General features: G+C 53.5%; 15 protein-coding genes and 1 tRNA gene. 8 read left to right on the forward strand and 8 right to left on the reverse strand.

Annotated elements, in window-relative coordinates:
* Positions 1–167: 167 nt before the first annotated feature.
* The 5 genes from WNY38_RS10830 to WNY38_RS10850 all read right to left on the reverse strand — a co-directional run bounded on the left by WNY38_RS10830 (position 168) and on the right by WNY38_RS10850 (position 6473).
* Positions 168–242, reverse strand: a tRNA-Gly gene (locus WNY38_RS10830).
* A gap of 108 nt (positions 243–350) precedes the next feature.
* Entirely contained in the window at positions 351–743 is a 393-nt protein-coding gene (locus WNY38_RS10835; protein ID WP_342857355.1) for an MAPEG family protein, read from the reverse strand.
* A gap of 64 nt (positions 744–807) precedes the next feature.
* A complete protein-coding gene (locus WNY38_RS10840; RefSeq protein ID WP_342857356.1) occupies positions 808–1212 on the reverse strand; it encodes a VOC family protein in 405 nt (134 codons plus the stop codon).
* Positions 1213–1330: 118 nt separating this feature from the next.
* Positions 1331–4771 carry a pyruvate carboxylase gene (locus WNY38_RS10845; protein ID WP_342857357.1) on the reverse strand — a complete coding sequence of 1147 codons (3441 nt, stop codon included), beginning with the start codon at positions 4769–4771 and terminating at the stop codon, positions 1331–1333.
* A 187-nt stretch (positions 4772–4958) separates the two neighbouring features.
* Entirely contained in the window at positions 4959–6473 is a 1515-nt protein-coding gene (locus WNY38_RS10850) for an MDR family MFS transporter (protein ID WP_342857358.1), read from the reverse strand.
* A 268-nt stretch (positions 6474–6741) separates the two neighbouring features.
* On the opposite strand from WNY38_RS10850, the gene WNY38_RS10855 reads away from it, so the two are divergent.
* A complete protein-coding gene (locus tag WNY38_RS10855; protein ID WP_342857359.1) occupies positions 6742–7206 on the forward strand; it encodes a MarR family winged helix-turn-helix transcriptional regulator in 465 nt (154 codons plus the stop codon).
* On the opposite strand, the gene WNY38_RS10860 is transcribed toward WNY38_RS10855, so the two are convergent.
* The gene (locus tag WNY38_RS10860) at positions 7203–7583 is read right to left on the reverse strand and encodes a ribbon-helix-helix domain-containing protein (RefSeq protein ID WP_342857360.1); all 381 of its coding nucleotides are present in this window, start codon (positions 7581–7583) and stop codon (positions 7203–7205) included. The genes WNY38_RS10855 and WNY38_RS10860 overlap by 4 nt on opposite strands.
* Positions 7584–7657: 74 nt before the next feature.
* Positions 7658–8215: a DJ-1/PfpI family protein gene (locus WNY38_RS10865; protein ID WP_342857361.1), complete on the reverse strand. Its 558-nt coding sequence runs from the start codon at positions 8213–8215 to the stop codon at positions 7658–7660.
* 164 nt (positions 8216–8379) lie between these two features.
* Between WNY38_RS10865 and WNY38_RS10870 the strand changes: the two genes are divergently transcribed.
* Positions 8380–10800 carry a UvrD-helicase domain-containing protein gene (locus WNY38_RS10870; protein ID WP_342857362.1) on the forward strand — a complete coding sequence of 807 codons (2421 nt, stop codon included), beginning with the start codon at positions 8380–8382 and terminating at the stop codon, positions 10798–10800.
* Between the two features lie 129 nt (positions 10801–10929).
* Entirely contained in the window at positions 10930–12117 is a 1188-nt protein-coding gene (locus WNY38_RS10875) for a Hint domain-containing protein (RefSeq protein WP_342857363.1), read from the forward strand.
* A gap of 539 nt (positions 12118–12656) precedes the next feature.
* Here WNY38_RS10875 and WNY38_RS10880 read toward each other — a convergent pair.
* Complete coding sequence (locus WNY38_RS10880) at positions 12657–12872, reverse strand: DUF1127 domain-containing protein (protein WP_342857364.1); 216 nt, start codon at positions 12870–12872, stop codon at positions 12657–12659.
* 293 nt (positions 12873–13165) lie between these two features.
* On the opposite strand from WNY38_RS10880, the gene WNY38_RS10885 reads away from it, so the two are divergent.
* The 5 genes from WNY38_RS10885 (at position 13166) to WNY38_RS10905 (ending at position 18596) form a co-directional block, all read left to right on the forward strand.
* A complete protein-coding gene (locus WNY38_RS10885; protein WP_342857365.1) occupies positions 13166–14263 on the forward strand; it encodes an Mrp/NBP35 family ATP-binding protein in 1098 nt (365 codons plus the stop codon).
* Positions 14264–14971: 708 nt separating this feature from the next.
* Positions 14972–15463, forward strand: coding sequence for a division/cell wall cluster transcriptional repressor MraZ (gene mraZ / locus WNY38_RS10890; protein WP_342857470.1), 492 nt, complete (start codon positions 14972–14974; stop codon positions 15461–15463).
* 3 nt (positions 15464–15466) lie between these two features.
* Positions 15467–16468 carry a 16S rRNA (cytosine(1402)-N(4))-methyltransferase RsmH gene (gene rsmH / locus WNY38_RS10895; protein ID WP_342857366.1) on the forward strand — a complete coding sequence of 334 codons (1002 nt, stop codon included), beginning with the start codon at positions 15467–15469 and terminating at the stop codon, positions 16466–16468.
* A complete protein-coding gene (locus WNY38_RS10900) occupies positions 16468–16824 on the forward strand; it encodes a cell division protein FtsL (RefSeq protein ID WP_342857367.1) in 357 nt (118 codons plus the stop codon). The genes rsmH and WNY38_RS10900 overlap by 1 nt, the downstream gene beginning before the upstream one ends.
* Complete coding sequence (locus WNY38_RS10905) at positions 16821–18596, forward strand: penicillin-binding protein 2 (protein WP_342857368.1); 1776 nt, start codon at positions 16821–16823, stop codon at positions 18594–18596. Before WNY38_RS10900 ends, WNY38_RS10905 begins: the two co-directional genes overlap by 4 nt.
* Positions 18597–18622: the final 26 nt, after the last annotated feature.

The following is an 18622-nucleotide window of genomic DNA, read 5'->3' on the forward strand; positions in this document are numbered from 1 at the left end:
GGGTGAAGCGATTCGAACGCTCGACCCTAACCTTGGCAAGGTTATGCTCTACCCCTGAGCTACACCCGCTTCCTTGGACCGGAACAAAGGCCCTATCGTTTGTGCTTTTCGCTGCTCTCAGCGTTTGGGTGGGTAACCCAAATCTCTCATGGGTGTGAGAGAACCATTGGAGCGGGTGAAGCGATTCGAACGCTCGACCCTAACCTTGGCAAGGTTATGCTCTACCCCTGAGCTACACCCGCTTCCTTGGTGAGGGCGGATATAGGACGTGGGCATTGGGGCCGCAAGGGTAAAATTGCGCTATGGTTTAATTTTTTTTACGCGCCTTAGATTATCACGGCGTAGAGCCTTTAAAATAAGGCGATTGCGAGTAAGGTAATGACCAAAATAATTAGCACAGCAAAGCATGTGAGAACGCCGAATGTGCGCAGTTTCAATCCGATGGGCCGGGCCATCATCTCAAGGCCCACGACATGAGCGATGCGGCCGGCGAGCAAGGCCAAGCCCAACAGGATCATCAACAAGGTTGAGGCACCTTGTAGCTCTGCCAGTCCCATAAGAATCAGAGTTAGCGGTACATATTCGCTAAAGTTCCCGTGTTGGCGTATGCGGGTCTCAAGGCGGGGATCTGACCCAGTACCAAGCGAAATGCGTTGAGACCTGCGGATGGCGATGATGCGAAAGGCCAAAACGATATACATCACTGTGGCGAGGCTGGCGAAGATGGAGGTGATTGGTAGCATGTGAGGGCCTTAATTTTGGGTCTGAATTACAAATAATACGAGAGAAGAAACAGATTGGCTCAGTTTAAGATTTTGCTGGTCCCAAAAGGTCCCAGCGATTGCCAAAGGGATCGCGAAACATCGCCACCATGCCGTAGGGCTCGTCGCGTGGGGCTTCTTCAAAGTGCACGCCCTTGGCTGTCATTGCTGCAAAATCTGTTTCAAAATCGTCTGAGCGTAAAAACAGCCACACACGCCCGCCGCCCTGCGCGCCAATGGCCTGCGTTTGATCCCCCACAGCACGGGCCAGCAAAAATTCGGTCTGCGCACCGTCTTGAGTCTTGTGCGGCGCCACCCTGACCCAACGCTTGCCTCCGCCCATGTCTGTATCTTCCAGCAGATCAAACCCAAGGCTTTCGGTGAAAAAGGCGATGCCTGCCTCGTAGTCGGGTACGAGAATGGCAAGCAAAGAGAGATGTGTGAGGGCCAAAATTTATTCCTTTTCGTGGTGTCACTAAACGGGTCACGTCGCGTGATCGTAAGCTTGTATAAAAAAAGCCACCAGCGCATATGCACTGGTGGCTTTTGCCATGATTTTATCGATGCGCTTACGCGAATTCGACCAGCAAGTCTTTTGCGTCAATTTGTGAGCCAGGCGTGATATGCACCGCTTTGATTGTGCCATCTTGATCGGCGGTGATGGATGTTTCCATTTTCATAGCCTCGATGGTCAAAAGAACATCACCTTTGTTCACAGTTTGCCCTGCTGCGACAGCGACCGTCGCCACAACGCCCGGCATCGGTGCGCCGATATGGGCTGGGTTGCCCAGTTCGGCTTTTGGACGTGCGATGACTGTGGCTGCTGCTGAACGATCTTTGACGCGTACCGTGCGCGGTTGACCGTTGAGTTCAAAGAACACTTTCACTTCGCCAGCATCATCCGCTTCGGACAAAGCGGAACAGCGCACTTCCAGCGTTACACCTGGGTCGATGGAGACAGAGATCTGTTCGCCAGGGATCATGCCGTAGAAGAAATTTTTCGTTGGCAAGGTGCGCACAGGACCGTAGGTTTCGTGACGGCCGCGGTAGTCAGAGAACACTTTCGGGTACATCAGGTAGCCGTTGAGATCCTCGTCATCAAGTTCGACACCTAATGCTTCAGAAGCCTCTTTGCGTGTGGCTTCAATATCGACAGGTTTCAGATGCTTGCCTGGGCGTTCCAAATTTGGTTTTTCACTGCCGAGCACTTTGGCGAGAATGGTTTTCGGGAAGCCAGCAGGTGGCTGGCCCAGATTGCCGCGCATCATATCGATCACAGAGTCTGGGAAAGAAACTTCAGTGGACGGGTCTTCGACTTGGGCGCGGGTGATGCCTTGGGACACCATCATCAAAGCCATATCGCCGACAACTTTAGACGAAGGTGTCACTTTGACGATATCGCCGAACATCATGTTCACGTCGGCGTAGGTTTGTGCGACCTCATGCCAGCGATCTTCCAGGCCAAGCGAGCGGGCTTGGGCTTTGAGGTTGGTGAACTGACCACCAGGCATTTCGTGCAAGTAAACTTCGGAGGCTGGCGCTTCTAGGCCGCTCTCGAACGCTGCGTATTGATGGCGTACTGTTTCCCAGTAGATCGACATCTCGCGAATGGCGTTGATGTCCAAGCCAGTGTTGCGTTCAGAAAAGCGGGTGGCTTCAACGATGGAGCCCAAACACGGCTGCGATGTGCCGCCAGAGAAAGCATCCATCGCCACGTCAACCGCATCCACGCCTGCGTCTGCTGCGGCCAAAATGGTCGCGGCTGCAATGCCGGATGTGTCATGGGTGTGGAAGTGGATCGGCAGGCCGACCTCTTCTTTCAAGGCTTTGACCAACATGGTGGCTTGTGCTGGTTTCAACAGACCCGCCATGTCCTTGAGGCCTAGAATATGCGCGCCGGCCGCTTTCAAATCTTTGCCCATTTGGACGTAGTATTTGAGGTCATATTTGGGGCGCGTTGGGTCCAGAAGATCGCCAGTGTAGCAAATCGAACCTTCACAAACTTTGCCGCTTTCGATGACCGCATCCATCGCCACGCGCATGTTTTCAACCCAGTTCAACGAGTCGAATACACGGAAAACATCGACGCCTGTGTCAGCCGCTTGTTTGACGAAAGACTGCACAACGTTGTCAGGGTAGTTGGTGTAGCCAACGCCGTTAGAGGCGCGCAGAAGCATTTGCGTCATGATGTTCGGCATGCGTGTCCGAATGTCGCGCAGACGTTGCCATGGACATTCTTGCAAGAAGCGGTAGGCCACGTCGAATGTCGCGCCCCCCCAACATTCAACCGAGAACAGCTGTGGTAGGTTGGCAGAATAAGCAGGAGCTGCATTGATCATATCGATCGAGCGCATTCGTGTTGCCAGCAAAGACTGGTGACCATCGCGCATGGTGGTGTCTGTGATCAACAGTTGCTTCTGCGCCAGCATCCAATCGGCCACGGCCTGCGGACCTTTGTCTTCCAACAGCTGGCGTGTACCGGCTTTGACGTCTTGAGTGCGCGGGACAGGGGCCACGGGGGTACGGGCATCTGCTGCGGGTTTCGGACGGCCCAGCGTTTCAGGGTGTCCGTTGACAGAAATATCCGCAAGGTAAGTCAGGATTTTCGTCGCACGGTCTCGGCGCGGTTTGAAATCAAACAGTTCAGGTGTGTTGTCGATGAACGTCGTGGAATATTCGTTTGCCACAAATGTTGGGTGCTTGAGCAGGTTTTCCACAAACGCGATATTGGTGGACACACCGCGAATACGGAATTCGCGCAGGGCACGGTCCATACGGGCAATCGCCGCCTCTGGCGTGCGCGCCCAAGCTGTCACTTTGGTCAGCAAGCTGTCGTAGTAGCGCGTGATCACAGCGCCAGAATAGGCCGTGCCGCCATCAAGACGGATACCCATGCCTGTGGCTGTGCGGTAGGACGTGATGCGGCCATAGTCAGGAATGAAGTTGTTGGATGGATCTTCGGTGGTGACGCGGCATTGGATCGCGTGGCCATCAAGTTTGACGTCATATTGGCTGGCAACACCTGTTGCATCGGTCAAGGATTTGCCCTCAGCGATCAAGATTTGCGCCCGCACGATATCGATGCCGGTGACTTCTTCGGTGATGGTATGCTCAACTTGAACGCGGGGGTTCACTTCGATGAAGTAAAACTTGCCGTCGTCCATATCCATCAAGAATTCGACAGTACCGGCGCATTCATAATTGACGTGCTCACAGATTTTCTTGCCCAAAGCGCAGATTTCTTCGCGTTGGGTTTCTGACAAATAAGGCGCTGGGGCGCGTTCAACCACTTTCTGGTTGCGGCGCTGCACCGAACAATCGCGCTCGTACAGGTGGTAGATATTGCCGTGGCTGTCGCCCAAGATTTGCACCTCGACGTGACGGGCGCGGACGATCATTTTCTCGAGGTAACCCTCGCCGTTGCCAAAGGCGGCTTCGGCCTCGCGGCGGCCCTCTTTGACTTTTTCTTCAAGCTCTTCTTCGTTGTGCACTGGGCGCATGCCGCGTCCGCCGCCGCCCCATGACGCTTTGAGCATCAAAGGAAAGCCGACCTCTTTGGCCTCAGCGCGGATCGCATCGAAATCGTCGCCCAAAACTTCGGTGGCTGGAATGACTGGCACGCCTGCTTCGATAGCCACTCTGCGGGCTGACGCTTTGTCGCCCAATTGGCGCATTGTTTTGGATTTTGGACCGATAAAGGTGATGCCAGCTTCGGTACAGGCATCTACAAAATCGGGGTTCTCGGACAAAAGCCCGTAGCCAGGGTGGATCGCATCGGCGCCAGACAGTTTGGCGACGCGGATGATTTCCTCAATAGACAGATATGCCGCAACAGGCCCCATGCCTTCGCCAATTTTATAAGCTTCGTCAGCTTTAAAGCGGTGCAGGGACAGTTTGTCTTCTTCGGCATAAATAGCGACCGTTCGTTTCCCCATCTCGTTTGCAGCGCGCATCACGCGGATCGCAATTTCGCCGCGGTTCGCGATGAGAATTTTCTTGAAGTCGGTCATAGTCTATTTTCCCCTAAGATAGTGATGACGTTGGTACGCTAAAAGTATTTCTGCGTCGCAGCAAACACAAATTGCGCTTTTTGGTCGCAGCCTTGTAATAGTTGCGCAAACAAAACGGAAGATCAGGGTGCTCGAGGCGCGGGGAAAATGGCCTCAAACACCCATATTTTTGGGGAAAACCTTGGTTTTAGCGGTTTCCAGCCCCGTGCAATTGCTCTTCTTTGAGGAACAAAGAAATAATGAAAGCGGTGACAGAAAGTCCTGAAACGATCCAATAAACGGGGTGAATCGCGTCTGTCACGGATAGAGCAATTTGGTTTTGGACGGCGATTGGCAGCCCGGCTAGCATCTGTGGGCCGAGTTCTGCGACCGATGTCATGCCCTCAATTTCGACCCCGCCCAATGATCTCGCGACGCCTGAGGCAAAGATCGCCCCGAACAAAGCCACGGCCACCGATCCGCCGATTTGGCGAAACAAAATGCCCGCCGCAGTGGCCGTGCCAAGATGAGCACGCGGCACAGTGTTTTGCACCGCTGTGCTGATCACGGGGAAGTTCATCCCAAGGCCGGCGCCCATCAGGATCAGCGTGAGAGAAAAGAAAACGACGCTCATGTCGCTGGAGATTTGCGTCAGTCCCAGCGCACCAAATGTCGCCAAGAATGTGCCGATGACTGGCAATTTACGGTAGCGTCCGGTCTTGCCCATATACCGACCTGAGACGGTTGAACCGCTTAAAATGCCGATTGTCAGCGGGATGAGTTGCAATCCTGAAGTCGTTGGACTGACACCTTTGGCCATCTGCAAGAACAGCGGCAGGAAGGTAATAGAGCCAAGCATCATAGCGCCCGTGAATGTCGCCAAAAGCGAGGTCACCACGAATACATTCATCCGAAACAGACCCAGCGGCAAGATCGGTTCGGCTGCTCGTTTTTCGGCAATAATGAACGCAGCGGTTGATGCAATGCAAAGCGCGATAAGACCCATTGCTGCTGGGCTGCTCCACGCGATGTCTCTGCCGCCCAACGCAGTCACCAACACCAAAGCAGACAGAGCTATGGTCAAGGTCACAACGCCAGCAAAATCGATAGAGGCTGATTTGCGTTTTCCAGTGGGTTTAAAGCTGACCATAAATCCGACCAAAGCCAGCGCGCCAATAGGCAGGTTTATAAAAAAAATCCAGTGCCAGCTGAGCACATCGACGAACCAGCCGCCCAAAAGCGGGCCAACAACTGATGATATACCAAAGACGCCAGCGAAAACGCCTTGGATTTTGCCGCGATCTTTTGGTGGCAACACGTCACCAATAATGGATAAGGCCAAGACGAACAGGCCGCCACCACCAAGCCCTTGAACCGCGCGCGCCAAAATCAAGAACATCATAGAACTTGCCAAACCGCACAAAATTGAGCCGATCAAAAAAAGGCTTACAGAAATAAAAACCATATTGCGGCGTCCAAACAGATCGCCAAATTTGCCATAGAGTGGCGCGACAACAGTCGAGGCCAAGATATAAGAGGTAACCACCCAAGACAGGTGCTCAAGCCCGCCAAGGTCCGCCACAATGGTGGGCAGGGCGGTGGAAACGATGGTTTGGTCGAGGGCTGCCAAAAGCAGTAGTACGGCGACAGAGGCGATCACCAAGCCAACAGATTTTGACTCTGTGCTTGGGCTGGGCTGCGCGGGAGATTGGGCGTGTGTCATGTGCGTTCCTTGACGGTATCGTGGACTCTTGTCCTTGATGACGGTTTAGGGATTCAGCATATATGTGTCAATGGCACATATATGCTGATGGCATGCACTTGACGATCACATATAATTGTGGCACCCAAATTGCATGTCTCAAAAAACACCCCTCGCCGCATCGATCGATACTGACCCCACGAGGTTCAAAAGTGACCCTCGCATTCAAAGCGGAATCCCTGAATTTCTTAAAGAAAAAGGATTCTCCGCTGAGGTTACAGAGGCTCTGTTGCAATTTGATGTCGCCCATTTTCAATGGCGCAGAATGTGGGAGCGCGAAGAGTTTCGCGGCAAAGTGTTAGAAGATTTGAGCGACACGCTTGAGCCGGCTTTGTTGCAGGGACTCATTTCTGTGGCGCGCATTCAAGGCGGCATAGGTCGGCCAGAACCGATGTCGCCAACTGTCGGCTTGGTTGCCGAAATGATGCAAGTGGATCCCTCGCGAGCCTCACGCATTGTCGCAGACATCGTGTCGCGTGGCTATGTCGAACGCGGCGTCGCACAAGACGATGCACGTAAATCTGTTCTGATTGTGACGCCAAAGGGTTACGGCTTCTTGGGTGAATTCATGCGGTCGAAATGGACCTTAATGATGCAGGCTTTCGAGGGCTGGACAGAGGACGAAATCGAAACCTTTTCCACCCTGTTTCAGCGCTATGTCCGGTCTATTGAACGCGTGGTGCAAACGCCTTAAGCGTGTTTGCCGCCCTGAATGGTGCGCATGCTGTGCCTGTGAGCCTCGGCGCGCAGAATATGGCGGCTGTGATGGCTCGAGACTGGATCGTTCAAATTGTGTGAAATATCTCCATGGGCCATCAGCGCGTGATAACGCGTACAACACACCCGTAAAAATGAGGTGAAATTTCCCAAATCATGGTCCGCATCCATGGCTTCGTGCCAAAGTTTTGTGATCAACTGCGCCACGGACATGCCATCGCGCAGACCAATTTCTTCAAGCGTGACCCAGAAATGGTTCTCGATACGGATTGAGGTTGCCACACCATCGATGCGCAAGGAGCGCGTACGGCTCTCCCACAGCTTTGGATCTGCGCCAATAAACAACTCACACATCGCGTGCTCTCCCTCACGTTTATGCTGGTAGGTCTATATCGGCGCAGCCCGAAAGTCGCGCCGATATACAATGCTTATAGCAATTTCATGAATTGTGCGAGCCACGCAGGATGCGCAGGCCAAGCGGGCGCTGTGACCAAATTGCCGTCGGTGATCGCATCATCCACTGCAATATCTGCAAATGTACCGCCAGATGCTGTCACTTCAGGGGCGCAGGCGGGATAAGCAGAGCACTTTCGGTCCTTCAAAACGCCTGCCGCCGCCAAGAGCTGTGCGCCATGGCAGATCGCTGCCACTGGTTTATTTGCGGTCATGAAATGTGTGATCATTGCAATAACGTCTGCGTTGAGGCGCAGATATTCAGGTGCGCGTCCACCGGGAATGACCAGAGCGTCATATGCTACTGGGTCGATTTTATCGAACGACGCATTCAGAGCGAACATATGTCCAGGCTTTTCGGTGTAGGTTTGATCGCCCTCGAAATCATGGATCGCTGTCTTAACCGTATCGCCTGCCACTTTGTCGGGGCAAACGGCATCAACGGTATGTCCGCAGGCGAGTAAGCATTGAAACGGAACCATTGTTTCATAGTCTTCGGTGAAGTCTCCTGTGATCATCAAGATTTTTGCCATTGTGTCCTCCCTTGGCATTGTGATGTCTCAGACTAGGGGCAAAGCTGCGGTGCGGGTGTTAACGGAATACTACCTATGTGAATTCTTGAGTGACGGTCGTTTTCTGAGCGAACAATTGCAGAACACTCTTTTCCTTGCCGCGCGTCTGCATTAACGTCTGGCTTATGAGCAGATTTGATGAAGAAGACGCCTTCGAGGCCGCCGTTGCCCCCGCTGGGGGTTCCTTGACGCAACGCGCGATGGCCGCGCGGCCGATGCCCTATTTGGATGGGTTGAACCCCGCACAACGCGAAGCGGTCGAGACCTTAGATGGTCCCGTTTTGATGTTGGCGGGCGCTGGCACAGGTAAAACCAAGGCCTTGACCTGCCGTATCGCGCATTTGCTTAATACTGGACGGGCGCGCCCGAATGAGATTTTGGCCGTGACCTTTACCAACAAAGCCGCGCGCGAGATGAAAGAACGCGTTGGCTCTTTGATGGGGACTTCCGTGGCTGGCATGCCTTGGCTTGGCACCTTTCACTCTGTCTGTGTCAAACAATTGCGCCGCCATGCGGAGCTTGTGGGCCTGAAATCCAACTATACGATTTTGGACACCGACGATGTGGTGCGTTTGCTCAAGCAGTTGATCAAAGCCGAAGGCATCGACGAAAAACGCTGGCCTGCGCGCCAATTGGCCGGTGTGATTGATGCGTGGAAAAACCGTGCCTTGACGCCTGAAAAGGTATCGGCTGCGGATGATGAGGCGTTTAATGGCTACGGATTAAAGCTGTACCGCCAATACCAAGACCGCCTGCGCGCGCTGAATGCCTGTGATTTTGGCGATTTGCTGTTGCATATGGTGACGATCTTTCAAAAGCATCCCGATCTGCTGGGTCAGTATCAAAATTGGTACAAATACATTTTGGTGGACGAGTACCAAGATACCAACGTGGCGCAATATTTGTGGCTGCGTTTGCTTGGGGCCGCGCATAAAAATGTTTGCTGTGTTGGCGATGATGATCAGTCAATCTATGGCTGGCGTGGGGCCGAAGTGGGCAATATCTTGCGGTTTGAAAAGGATTTCCCGGGCGCCAAGGTTGTGCGTTTGGAGCAAAACTACCGCTCAACGCCGCATATTTTGGCCACCGCGTCTGCTGTGATTTCTGGCAATTCCAATCGTCTGGGCAAAGACCTGTGGACGGCGGAACCTGATGGCGAATTGGTGCGCCTGATCGGTCATTGGGACTACGAGGACGAAGCGCGTTGGATCGGTGAAGAGATCGAGGCCATGGCCTCTGGATCGCGCGCCAAACTGCGTAAGTTTTCATTGGAAGACATGGCGATTCTCGTGCGTGCCTCGCATCAAATGCGTGCCTTTGAGGATCGGTTCTTGAAAATCGGTTTGGCCTATCGCGTGATTGGCGGGCCAAAGTTTTACGAGCGTTTGGAGTGCCGTGACGCCATCGCCTATTTCCGCGTTGTGATCCAACCCGAAGACGATTTGGCGTTCGAGCGTATCATCAACACCCCCAAACGTGGTGTTGGTCCCAAAGCCTTGCTGGATATTCAAACCATGGCGCGCGACAATGGTGTGTCCTTGAAAGAGGGCGCGCGTTTGGCCATTCAGGATGGCTTGCTCAAAGGCAAAGCCAAAGGCGCTGTCGCCGAATTGGTCACGCAGCTTGATACATGGTCCGCGTTGGCCGAACAGCAAATTCGCTACCCTGGTATTGACGATGACGAGGCCGTGGTTGAAACCGTCGATTATGTGCCCGCCGAGATCAGCCATGTCGAATTGGCCGAGCGTATCTTGGACGAAAGCGGCTACACCGCGATGTGGCAAAACGACAAAACGCCCGAAGCACCGGGCCGTTTGGAAAACCTCAAAGAGCTGGTCAAAGGTTTGGACGAACATGACAATCTGAACGGGTTCTTGGAAAACGTGGCATTAAGTGTCGATAATGATTCCAATGAATTTGATCCCAAAGTCACGATCATGACCCTGCACGGGGCCAAAGGGCTTGAGTTTCCCGTGGTGTTTTTGCCCGGTTGGGAAGAGGGCCTTTTCCCATCGCAGCGGTCCATGGATGAGAGCGGGTTGAGCGGTTTGGAAGAAGAGCGACGCTTGGCTTACGTGGGAATCACGCGCGCCGAAGAACTTTGTACGATCTCTTTCGCCAGCAATCGTCCTGTATTTGGCCAATGGCAATCGCAGCTGCCATCGCGGTTCATTGACGAGATGCCACACGCGCATGTTGACGTGATGACGCCGCAGGCCGTGGGCAGTGGCTTTGGCACCTCGCGCGCGGGCGCTGCATCTTTCGACGACCGCGTGTCTGACGCAGATGTTTACAATTCACCGGGTTGGAAGCGGCTGCAAAGCCGTCAAAATCGCGCGCCGTCCGTCAAGCCAATTACACTTGATATGCAGGCAGCGCCCGTATTCACCGTCGGCGAACGTGTATTCCATGGCAAATTTGGCTACGGGGAAGTTATGCAGTCGGATGGGGCGAATCTGACGGTCGAATTTGATCATGCAGGCTCAAAGACCCTAAAGGCACAATATGTAAAGCCTGCGGCCCAAGCGGACGATGCGCCGTTCTAAAATAGGTGAAGCGAGAGTGTGTTGACTGATCTGAAAACGATTCTTGAATCGCATCTTGTGTATAACTTTACCCGACGTTAGGTAAGTTGCTGTATCAAAGTCCCACCTTATTTTGTGGGCTAAGCCAGCATGACAATCACCATCAACGCCATTGATTCCCAATTTGCCGCTTCAACAGGCAGTAATGTGAATTCCAGTCCGAACAAGTCAAAGTTCGATTATCCTCCAACCAGCACCATGAATCTGACAATTGAATCACACGAAGGCGATGACAGCCCCTATATCTTTTCGCCGGGCGACACCTATACGGTATCATTTATGGGGAACAGTGGCGGCACCATCCAAGATGCGACAGTTATCAGGTCTGACTTGATCGATGGCGGACCAGGACACGCCATTGTTTTTGAAGGCTTGGATGACAACGGCGATCTAATGCAGGTCGTGTGGACTCCTGAGTATGATTTGGAAGCTTGGTATTTCGATAATTTCACCAATGGCAACGCGCCTGAGTTTCACAACACCGACATGGATGCCAGCACAGCCTATCAGGCGGTGTGTTTTGAGGGAGCGATGCGAATCGATACGCCTTCAGGCCCACGCTGTGCCAAATCCATACGCCCTGGTGACTTTGTCATGACACATGATGGGGGCGCGAAGCCGGTAAAATGGGTCGCGCATCGTCATTTACGTGCTTGGGGTCGTCATGCACCGGTCGTGTTCGCGGATGGCGCTATTGGAAATCGGGGTGAATTGGTCTTATCACAGCAGCACCGCGTCCTTATTCATGCGCCAGAGGCCTTCAAAATTCACGGCAGTGACGCCGTTTTGGTACCAGCGGTTGCTTTCGCAAACGGCATCACGGTGCGCGTGATGCCTAGACGCGACATTACTTACGTTCACCTGTTGTTGGAACAACATCACATACTTACGGCTCAAGGCGTTGCTTGTGAATCGCTGTTGCTTGGCAAGGTGTCGCGAGAACTTATCGAAAGGCTTCCTGAAATCGGAACAAAAGGATCTGTCCAACAAAGGCATTTTGATGAAATCCGTGCCTTTGGCGCGTTCGAAAAAACGGATATTTCTATGTCAGTGCAGCCTGCACGCCCTTGTTTGACACTGGGCGAAGGAATGCGTTTGATTGCTAGGATAAATCGGCAGCCCTATTGCAATCCAAAGACCCTTGTAGGGCCTGGGCGCAGTCGTCTCAGCCCGTATCACTTGCGAGTCGAAAACGGATTGAAGCAATGGTGCGGGGATCAAGAGGCTTTACCCGCGTTTGCCTTACTTTCAGTCCGTGAACTGGAACCTGTTCATTAACGTCGATCATCTGCGCTTATACTAAGCAGTCAGACCATAGCGCGCGCTACTTGTGAACTCGAATCAAGTCTAACCAGTCATTTCTAGAACGAAAAACACCCGCGCCAGGGAGGAGGGGCGCGGGTGTCTTTTTTTGTCGAACCATGATGGGAGGATCAGGTTCTAGACTTAACGACTGCAACATCAGGGAGGAGGAAGATGCAGCAGCCTGCCTTGGGTCTCTTAGGGAGGAGGAAAAGAGACCAAAGAAGGTGTGGGCGTTTAGCCCGAATTTTTTGCGGTGATGTCAGGGAGGAGAAGACATCACCGCCTTGCTTTAAGTCCCTCAGGGAGGAGGAGGAGAGACCCAAGACCGTGTGGGCATTTAGCCCGAATATTTGCGGTGAAGCCGGGAGGAGGAAGCTTCACCGCGAGGTCTTCAAGGCTTCAGGGAGGAGGAGGAAACCGTGAATTCCGAAAATGTCGACAGCGTCAGGGAGGAGGAAGACGCTGCCGTCGTAATCAGGACCCAAGGGAGGAGGAGGGGCCCGATATGAGAATTAGTTGCCGTAGGCTGCTTCGAGAGCGATGGATTTGATACCAGAGCGGCTGAGGCCAAGGTCGTTCAATTCGCGGCTGGACAGATTTTCGAGTTCTTTCACCGTTTCGCGAAAGACGCGGTAGCGCGCTACGCGCTCTGCGAGAGAGTTTTTGATTGCGTTGAAACGACCTGCGAGACCGAAGTCAGCTGTGTGTGATGCGTTTGCGTATGCCATCGTGTGTAAACCTTAAGTGCGTGGGCGTTTGCCCTTGTGTGTATCTTGGCGTTTGGCGATCGTTGCTGTGTCGCTGTCTGCCTTGCTTGATACTGAATTTAGACCATTGCTGCAGATGCACAATCCTTCCAATGGTCATTGCCGCCATGCAGAAAATGCATAGCAAGTGCCGTACTATTTTTAAGCGCTTTGGAAAGTTTTTGCTGAAAAGCTGGGCCAATATTGGTCAATAGGTGGCGCTACCCTCGGTTTCATCCTATTTCATGGGCGAAATTGATAAAGAGGACATTGATATGTCGATAAGTCGTGACACGATTATGACAACGCTCGCAAAAGTAATTTTGCCCGGTGGCAAAACGCTTGCTGAAGGTGATGTTGTTAGGGCGCTTGCCGTGAAAGATGGGGCGGTAAGTTTTGTGATTGAGGCACCTGATGCAACGGCTGCGCGCGCTTGGGATGCGGCGCGCTCGGATGCGGAAGTGGCGCTCAAAGCGCTTGCGGGCGTACAATCAGTCTCTATCGTCATGACTGCCCACAGCGGCACGCCCTCTGCACCGGCTGCGCCAGCGCCCGCCAGTGGCCCTGCGCCCAGTCTCAAGATCGGACGCCATCCATCCGCGCAAAAAAGCAAGATGAGCGTGCCAGGTGTGAAAAACATCATCGCGATCGCATCGGGCAAAGGCGGCGTTGGCAAATCAACCGTGTCGTCCAATTTGGCGGTCGCCTTGGCGAAGCTGGGGCGCAAGGTGGGTCTGCTTGATGCAGACATATATGGTCCGTCGCAGCCGCGGATGATGGGTGTAACCAAAAAGCCTGCGAGTCCTGATGGCGAAAACATTGAGCCGCTTTACGCGCATGGCGTCACAATGATGTCTATCGGGCTGATGGTAGAAGAGGGCGAGGCGATTGTTTGGCGCGGGCCAATGTTGATGGGCGCGATGCAGCAGATGCTGGGTCAGGTGCAATGGGGCGAGTTAGACGTTCTGTTGATCGACATGCCGCCTGGCACAGGCGATGTGCAATTGACGCTGTGCCAGAAGACTGAGCTGACCGGCGCGATTGTGGTGTCGACGCCGCAAGACGTGGCGCTGCTCGATGCGCGGCGTGGGATTTCAATGTTTGAAAAACTGGGCGTGCCTGTCTTGGGTCTTATTGAGAATATGTCGACCTATGTTTGCCCTGAGTGTGGGCATGAAGCGCATATCTTTGGACATGGCGGCGTGTCTGATGAAGCAGAGAAAATCGGTGCGCCTTTCTTGGGGGCTTTGCCTTTGGCCTTGCCGACCCGCTTGGCTGGCGACAGCGGCGTGCCGATTGTTGTGACAGATGAAGCCTTGGGTGAGCCTTACATGCGCCTTGCGGACCGTTTGGTGCAAGGCGGCATCGCTTAAAGCCATGATTTGATCTTACAGGGCCTTTGTGGCGCGCAGGGCATTTGCTTTGCGCGCCATTTTTATATTTCAAGTCATGCAGGTCGCCCAGAGTACTTGCGTCTATGGTGGCTCATGGTACTTTTGTGGGAATTGACGGGAAATGAATCAAATTTGGGAAAATTCGTTATTTTTCCCGTCAGGTTTCGACACTTGGGTCATATTTTTTTCGAAAATTCTTATAGGCGCTCGTGTCTATATGTGGTGATTTTCTCCTATATTTATCAATTTGTGGTAAAAAATTCGTGATGTTCTTTTTTTGTTCAGATTCTGTTGTCTAAGGGTGTCGGGATTCTGATTCGTGTGCCCAAAGAAAACCATTGATTACCATGAATTCCCGTGGCATCTTACTTACATCGGATGAGACGGGAATGAGCGGCACATCAAGAACCGCGAACATAACCAAAAAAAACAAGTCAGGCTTCATACAGGCGCCCGCATTCATCGGTACAAAGAGATCCGGCGCGCGAGCGAGCAGACATCCCCCCAGGTGGCGCGCAGCTGGACAAGCCCGAAAATCGGGCACCCGGAGACGGGATTAGAGCGGCGAATTGAGCAGTGGCAGCAGCTCGGTTCGCCGTTTTCCGTAAATGGCCTCGGGTTCGAGGATTAAGTGTACCAGTCCCATGTTCGGGGCGAAGAGAACGAAGGAGCGCCGCATTGGCCGGCATGTTCATTGGCGAACACACCTTTAAGGTGGACGGAAAGGGACGCGTGTCGATCCCTGCCGATTTTCGTCGCGAACTCGAAGAGGGCGACCCCCTTGCCAGCCAGTCAGGCCGTCCCCGCATGGTGATCGTCTACGGTCACGACGCGCAAAAGCAGCTGCAAGTTTACACATATAATGACTACCGCGCTTTGGCAGCCGAAATCGCGCAAATGCCGCGCGGTTCAAAGCAGCGTAAGATCATGCAAAGCCTTATCCTGAACAAGGCCCGTCCAACCGAAGTGGACGGCGATGGCCGTTTGGTTTTGCCACAAGCCCTGCGCGACAAAATAGGCCTTGAGGGCACGGCTTACTTCGGCGGTATGGGCGAGACATTTGAAATTTGGAAGCCAGACGTTTTTGAGGCCAATACGGCGTCAGTGACCGATACATGGCTTGATGAGCAGGGCGAAGATTTCGATCCTTTGAGCCTGCTCAATGATTTGGAGGGCTGAGGTATGACCTTTCCTGAGCAAGAGACTCCGAAAGCCCCGCATGTTCCCGTTTTGCTGCGCCCTTTGTTGCGCCAATGCGCGCCGATTACTGGGCGTTGGTTGGATGGTACTTTTGGGGCTGGCGGCTACACCAAAGGCTTGATCGCTGAAGGCGCTGATTTGGTCTACGGCGTGGACCGCGATCCTTTGGCGCATGAAATGGCGTCCAAATGGATCGGCGACTTTGATGGCAAGATCGAATTGGTTTTGGGCACATTCGGTCAAATGGATGACTATGCGCAGGATCTAGACGGTGTTGTCTTGGATCTTGGCGTGTCGTCTATGCAGCTTGATTTGGCGGAACGCGGGTTCTCGTTCATGAAAGACGGCCCGTTGGATATGCGCATGTCACAAGATGGCCAGACCGCCGCTGATTTCGTGAACTCTGCGGATGAGGCCGAATTGGCCGCCGTGTTGTTTCACTACGGCGAAGAAAAACAATCGCGCAAGATCGCCAAGGCCATCGTGATGGACCGCGTCGAAAAAGAGCCATTCACAACGACATTACAGTTGGCGGGTCTGATCGAGCGGATTTTGCCGCGCAAAAAGCCGGGTCAAAGCCATCCGGCAACGCGCACATTCCAAGCGATCCGCATTGCGATCAACGACGAATTTGGTCAATTGATCGAAGGACTTGAGGCGGCTGAGCGCGCTCTTGCTCCTGGTGGTCAATTGGCTGTTGTGACATTTCATTCTTTAGAAGACCGCGTCGTGAAGCGGTTTTTACAAGAACGGTCATCAATTGGTGGCGGGGGCTCACGTTATGCTCCTGTGATGGCTGAAAAAACACCAGCCTTTGAAAAATTATCCAAGGCTATTGGTCCAGACGACGATGAGCTTGAGATCAACCCCCGTGCGCGTTCTGCGCGCCTGCGGGTTGCGACGAGAACATCTGCCCCTGCCGCTCATGTTGAGCGCGCAGGCCTTGGTTTGCCCAAGCCTGTTTTGTCTCGAGGTGTGCGTTGATGCGGTCTGTTTATATTGTTTTATCCGCCCTATTTGTCATGGGGCTTGCCGTTTGGGCCTACAAAGAAAATTACGCAACACAAGAGGTGCTGCGCGACGTCAGCCAGATTCAACGCGGTATAGGCCACCAGCGCGAAGAGCTGGCAGTGCTGCGTGCCGAATGGGCCTATTTGAACCGCCCAGGTCGTTTGCGCGATTTGGCGGAGCTGAATTTTGATCGTTTGGGCCTATTGCCCCTGTTGCCAGAGCAATTTGGCGAGGTCATAAGTGTGGCCTTTCCGGTTGAAGAAGACATCTTGATGGAACTGGACGAGCCTATCTCTGTGGTTGGAAACTTGGAGGCCATTGCGCAATGACCATTCGCACGCCGCTACGCCCTTTGGCGCGTATCTTGAAAGCACGGTCGTCAGGCGAAAACCCTGATACGATTGAGCGCGAGAACCTGCGGCTGCGACATGAAGAAATGCGCGATACAACCCGTTTGCGGGCCGAAGGGCGCTTGCTGGTTTTAGGCCTGTGCTTTGTGTCGGCCTTTGTGGTTGTGGGCCTGCGTATGGGCCAAGTGGCCGCGTCCAACCCCGAAGAGCCACAGGCCGTCACCACTGGTACGTCTATTTTGGCGCAACGCGCTGATATTTTGGACCGCAACGGCCGTATTTTGGCGACCAATCGCACCACGCACAGCCTATATGCACAACCGCAAGAGATGATCGATCCGCTTTATGCGGCCAAAGAGCTTGCTAAAATTTTCCCAGATTTGAGCGAAGATCGCTTGATCAAAGACTTTACTGGTCAACGTAAGTTTTTGTGGATCAAACGACAAATAGCGCCAGAACAACAACAAGCGGTGCATGATATTGGCGACCCGGGGTTGTTGTTTGGCCCACGTGAATCACGTCTTTACCCGAACGGCAAGTTGGCGAGCCATATTTTGGGCGGCACCAAATTTGGCCGCGAAGGTGTGATGAGTGCTGAAATCGTTGGTCAATCTGGTATAGAGCGCTACCGCGATGGCTATCTGCGTGATCCGGCCAATGGCGACAAGCCATTGCAGCTGTCACTTGATTTGTCTGTGCAATCGACCACGCGCGAAGTTTTGTTCGGCGGGATGCATTTGCTCAACGCCAAAGGGGCTGCTGCCGTGTTAATGGATGTGCACACCGGCGAAATCGTGTCGATGGTGTCATTGCCTGATTTCGATCCCAACGGTCGCCCAACATTTGCGGGACAAAATGCAGCTGACAACCCACGGTTCAACCGTGCAGTGCAAGGTGTGTATGAGCTGGGGTCCACGTTTAAGATTTTTGCCGCAGCGCAGGCGATGGAACTGGGCCTCATGACGCCCGATACCCAAGTGGACGCGACCCCGCCGTTTCGGTGGGGCAAGCATAAGATCGGTGAATTTGAAGGCCATAACTATGGGCCTACATTGTCTTTGACCGATATGATTGTGAAATCGTCCAATGTCGCCACAGCCCATGTCGCGCAGCAAATCGGTGTGGAACGCCAACAGGCGTTTCTGAAATCTTTGGGCTTTTTCGACGCGACGCCTGTTGAATTGACCGAAGCCGCAGGTGCCAAGCCTTTGTTGCCGCCCCATTGGTCTGAGCTGTCCACAATCACCATCGGTTTTGGCCACGGCTTGTCAGCCTCGCCGCTGCATTTGGCGACGGCTTATTCATCGCTTTTAAATGGCGGCACCCGTGTCATTCCAACTTTGATAAAGCACCAAGGGCCTATTCAGCTTGGCCCTCGCATTGTCAGCCCCGAAGTGTCCGCAGCCTCGCGTGTAATGCTGCGCGCTGTTGTGGCCGAGGGCACCGCCTCGTTTGGCGATGTGCGCGGCTATAAAGTTGCAGGAAAAACCGGTACGGCCGACAAGCCGCGCGAGGATGGCAAGGGCTATTACGACGAAAAAACCATCTCTACTTTTGCCTCTGTGTTCCCTGCGGATGACCCGAAATACGTATTGGTTGTGACGCTGGACGAGGCGGTCGAGACCTCAGGCCCGAAACCGCGCCGTACTGCAGGTTGGACGGCTGTGCCGGTCGCAGCCGAAGTGATCCGCCGCGTCGCGCCGATTTTGGGCATCAGACCTGATATTGAAACCCTTGCGCTGGGGCAGTAACACTACAGTCGACACAGAACTTAATC

This window comes from Pacificibacter sp. AS14, assembly GCF_038899935.1.
Lineage (GTDB): Bacteria > Pseudomonadota > Alphaproteobacteria > Rhodobacterales > Rhodobacteraceae > Celeribacter.

What these genes read in the sequence shown, in the direction of transcription:
- WNY38_RS10875 (WP_342857363.1), top strand. Translation starts at nt 10,930, where the DNA reads ATGACAATCACCATCAACGCCATTGATTCCCAATTTGCCGCTTCAACA.
- WNY38_RS10905 (WP_342857368.1), top strand. Translation starts at nt 16,821, where the DNA reads ATGACCATTCGCACGCCGCTACGCCCTTTGGCGCGTATCTTGAAAGCA.
- WNY38_RS10870 (WP_342857362.1), top strand. Translation starts at nt 8,380, where the DNA reads ATGAGCAGATTTGATGAAGAAGACGCCTTCGAGGCCGCCGTTGCCCCC.
- WNY38_RS10860 (WP_342857360.1), bottom strand. Translation starts at nt 7,583, where the DNA reads ATGTGTGAGTTGTTTATTGGCGCAGATCCAAAGCTGTGGGAGAGCCGT.
- mraZ (WP_342857470.1), top strand. Translation starts at nt 14,972, where the DNA reads ATGTTCATTGGCGAACACACCTTTAAGGTGGACGGAAAGGGACGCGTG.
- WNY38_RS10880 (WP_342857364.1), bottom strand. Translation starts at nt 12,872, where the DNA reads ATGGCATACGCAAACGCATCACACACAGCTGACTTCGGTCTCGCAGGT.
- WNY38_RS10865 (WP_342857361.1), bottom strand. Translation starts at nt 8,215, where the DNA reads ATGGCAAAAATCTTGATGATCACAGGAGACTTCACCGAAGACTATGAA.
- WNY38_RS10850 (WP_342857358.1), bottom strand. Translation starts at nt 6,473, where the DNA reads ATGACACACGCCCAATCTCCCGCGCAGCCCAGCCCAAGCACAGAGTCA.
- WNY38_RS10900 (WP_342857367.1), top strand. Translation starts at nt 16,468, where the DNA reads ATGCGGTCTGTTTATATTGTTTTATCCGCCCTATTTGTCATGGGGCTT.
- WNY38_RS10885 (WP_342857365.1), top strand. Translation starts at nt 13,166, where the DNA reads ATGTCGATAAGTCGTGACACGATTATGACAACGCTCGCAAAAGTAATT.
- WNY38_RS10845 (WP_342857357.1), bottom strand. Translation starts at nt 4,771, where the DNA reads ATGACCGACTTCAAGAAAATTCTCATCGCGAACCGCGGCGAAATTGCG.
- WNY38_RS10835 (WP_342857355.1), bottom strand. Translation starts at nt 743, where the DNA reads ATGCTACCAATCACCTCCATCTTCGCCAGCCTCGCCACAGTGATGTAT.
- rsmH (WP_342857366.1), top strand. Translation starts at nt 15,467, where the DNA reads ATGACCTTTCCTGAGCAAGAGACTCCGAAAGCCCCGCATGTTCCCGTT.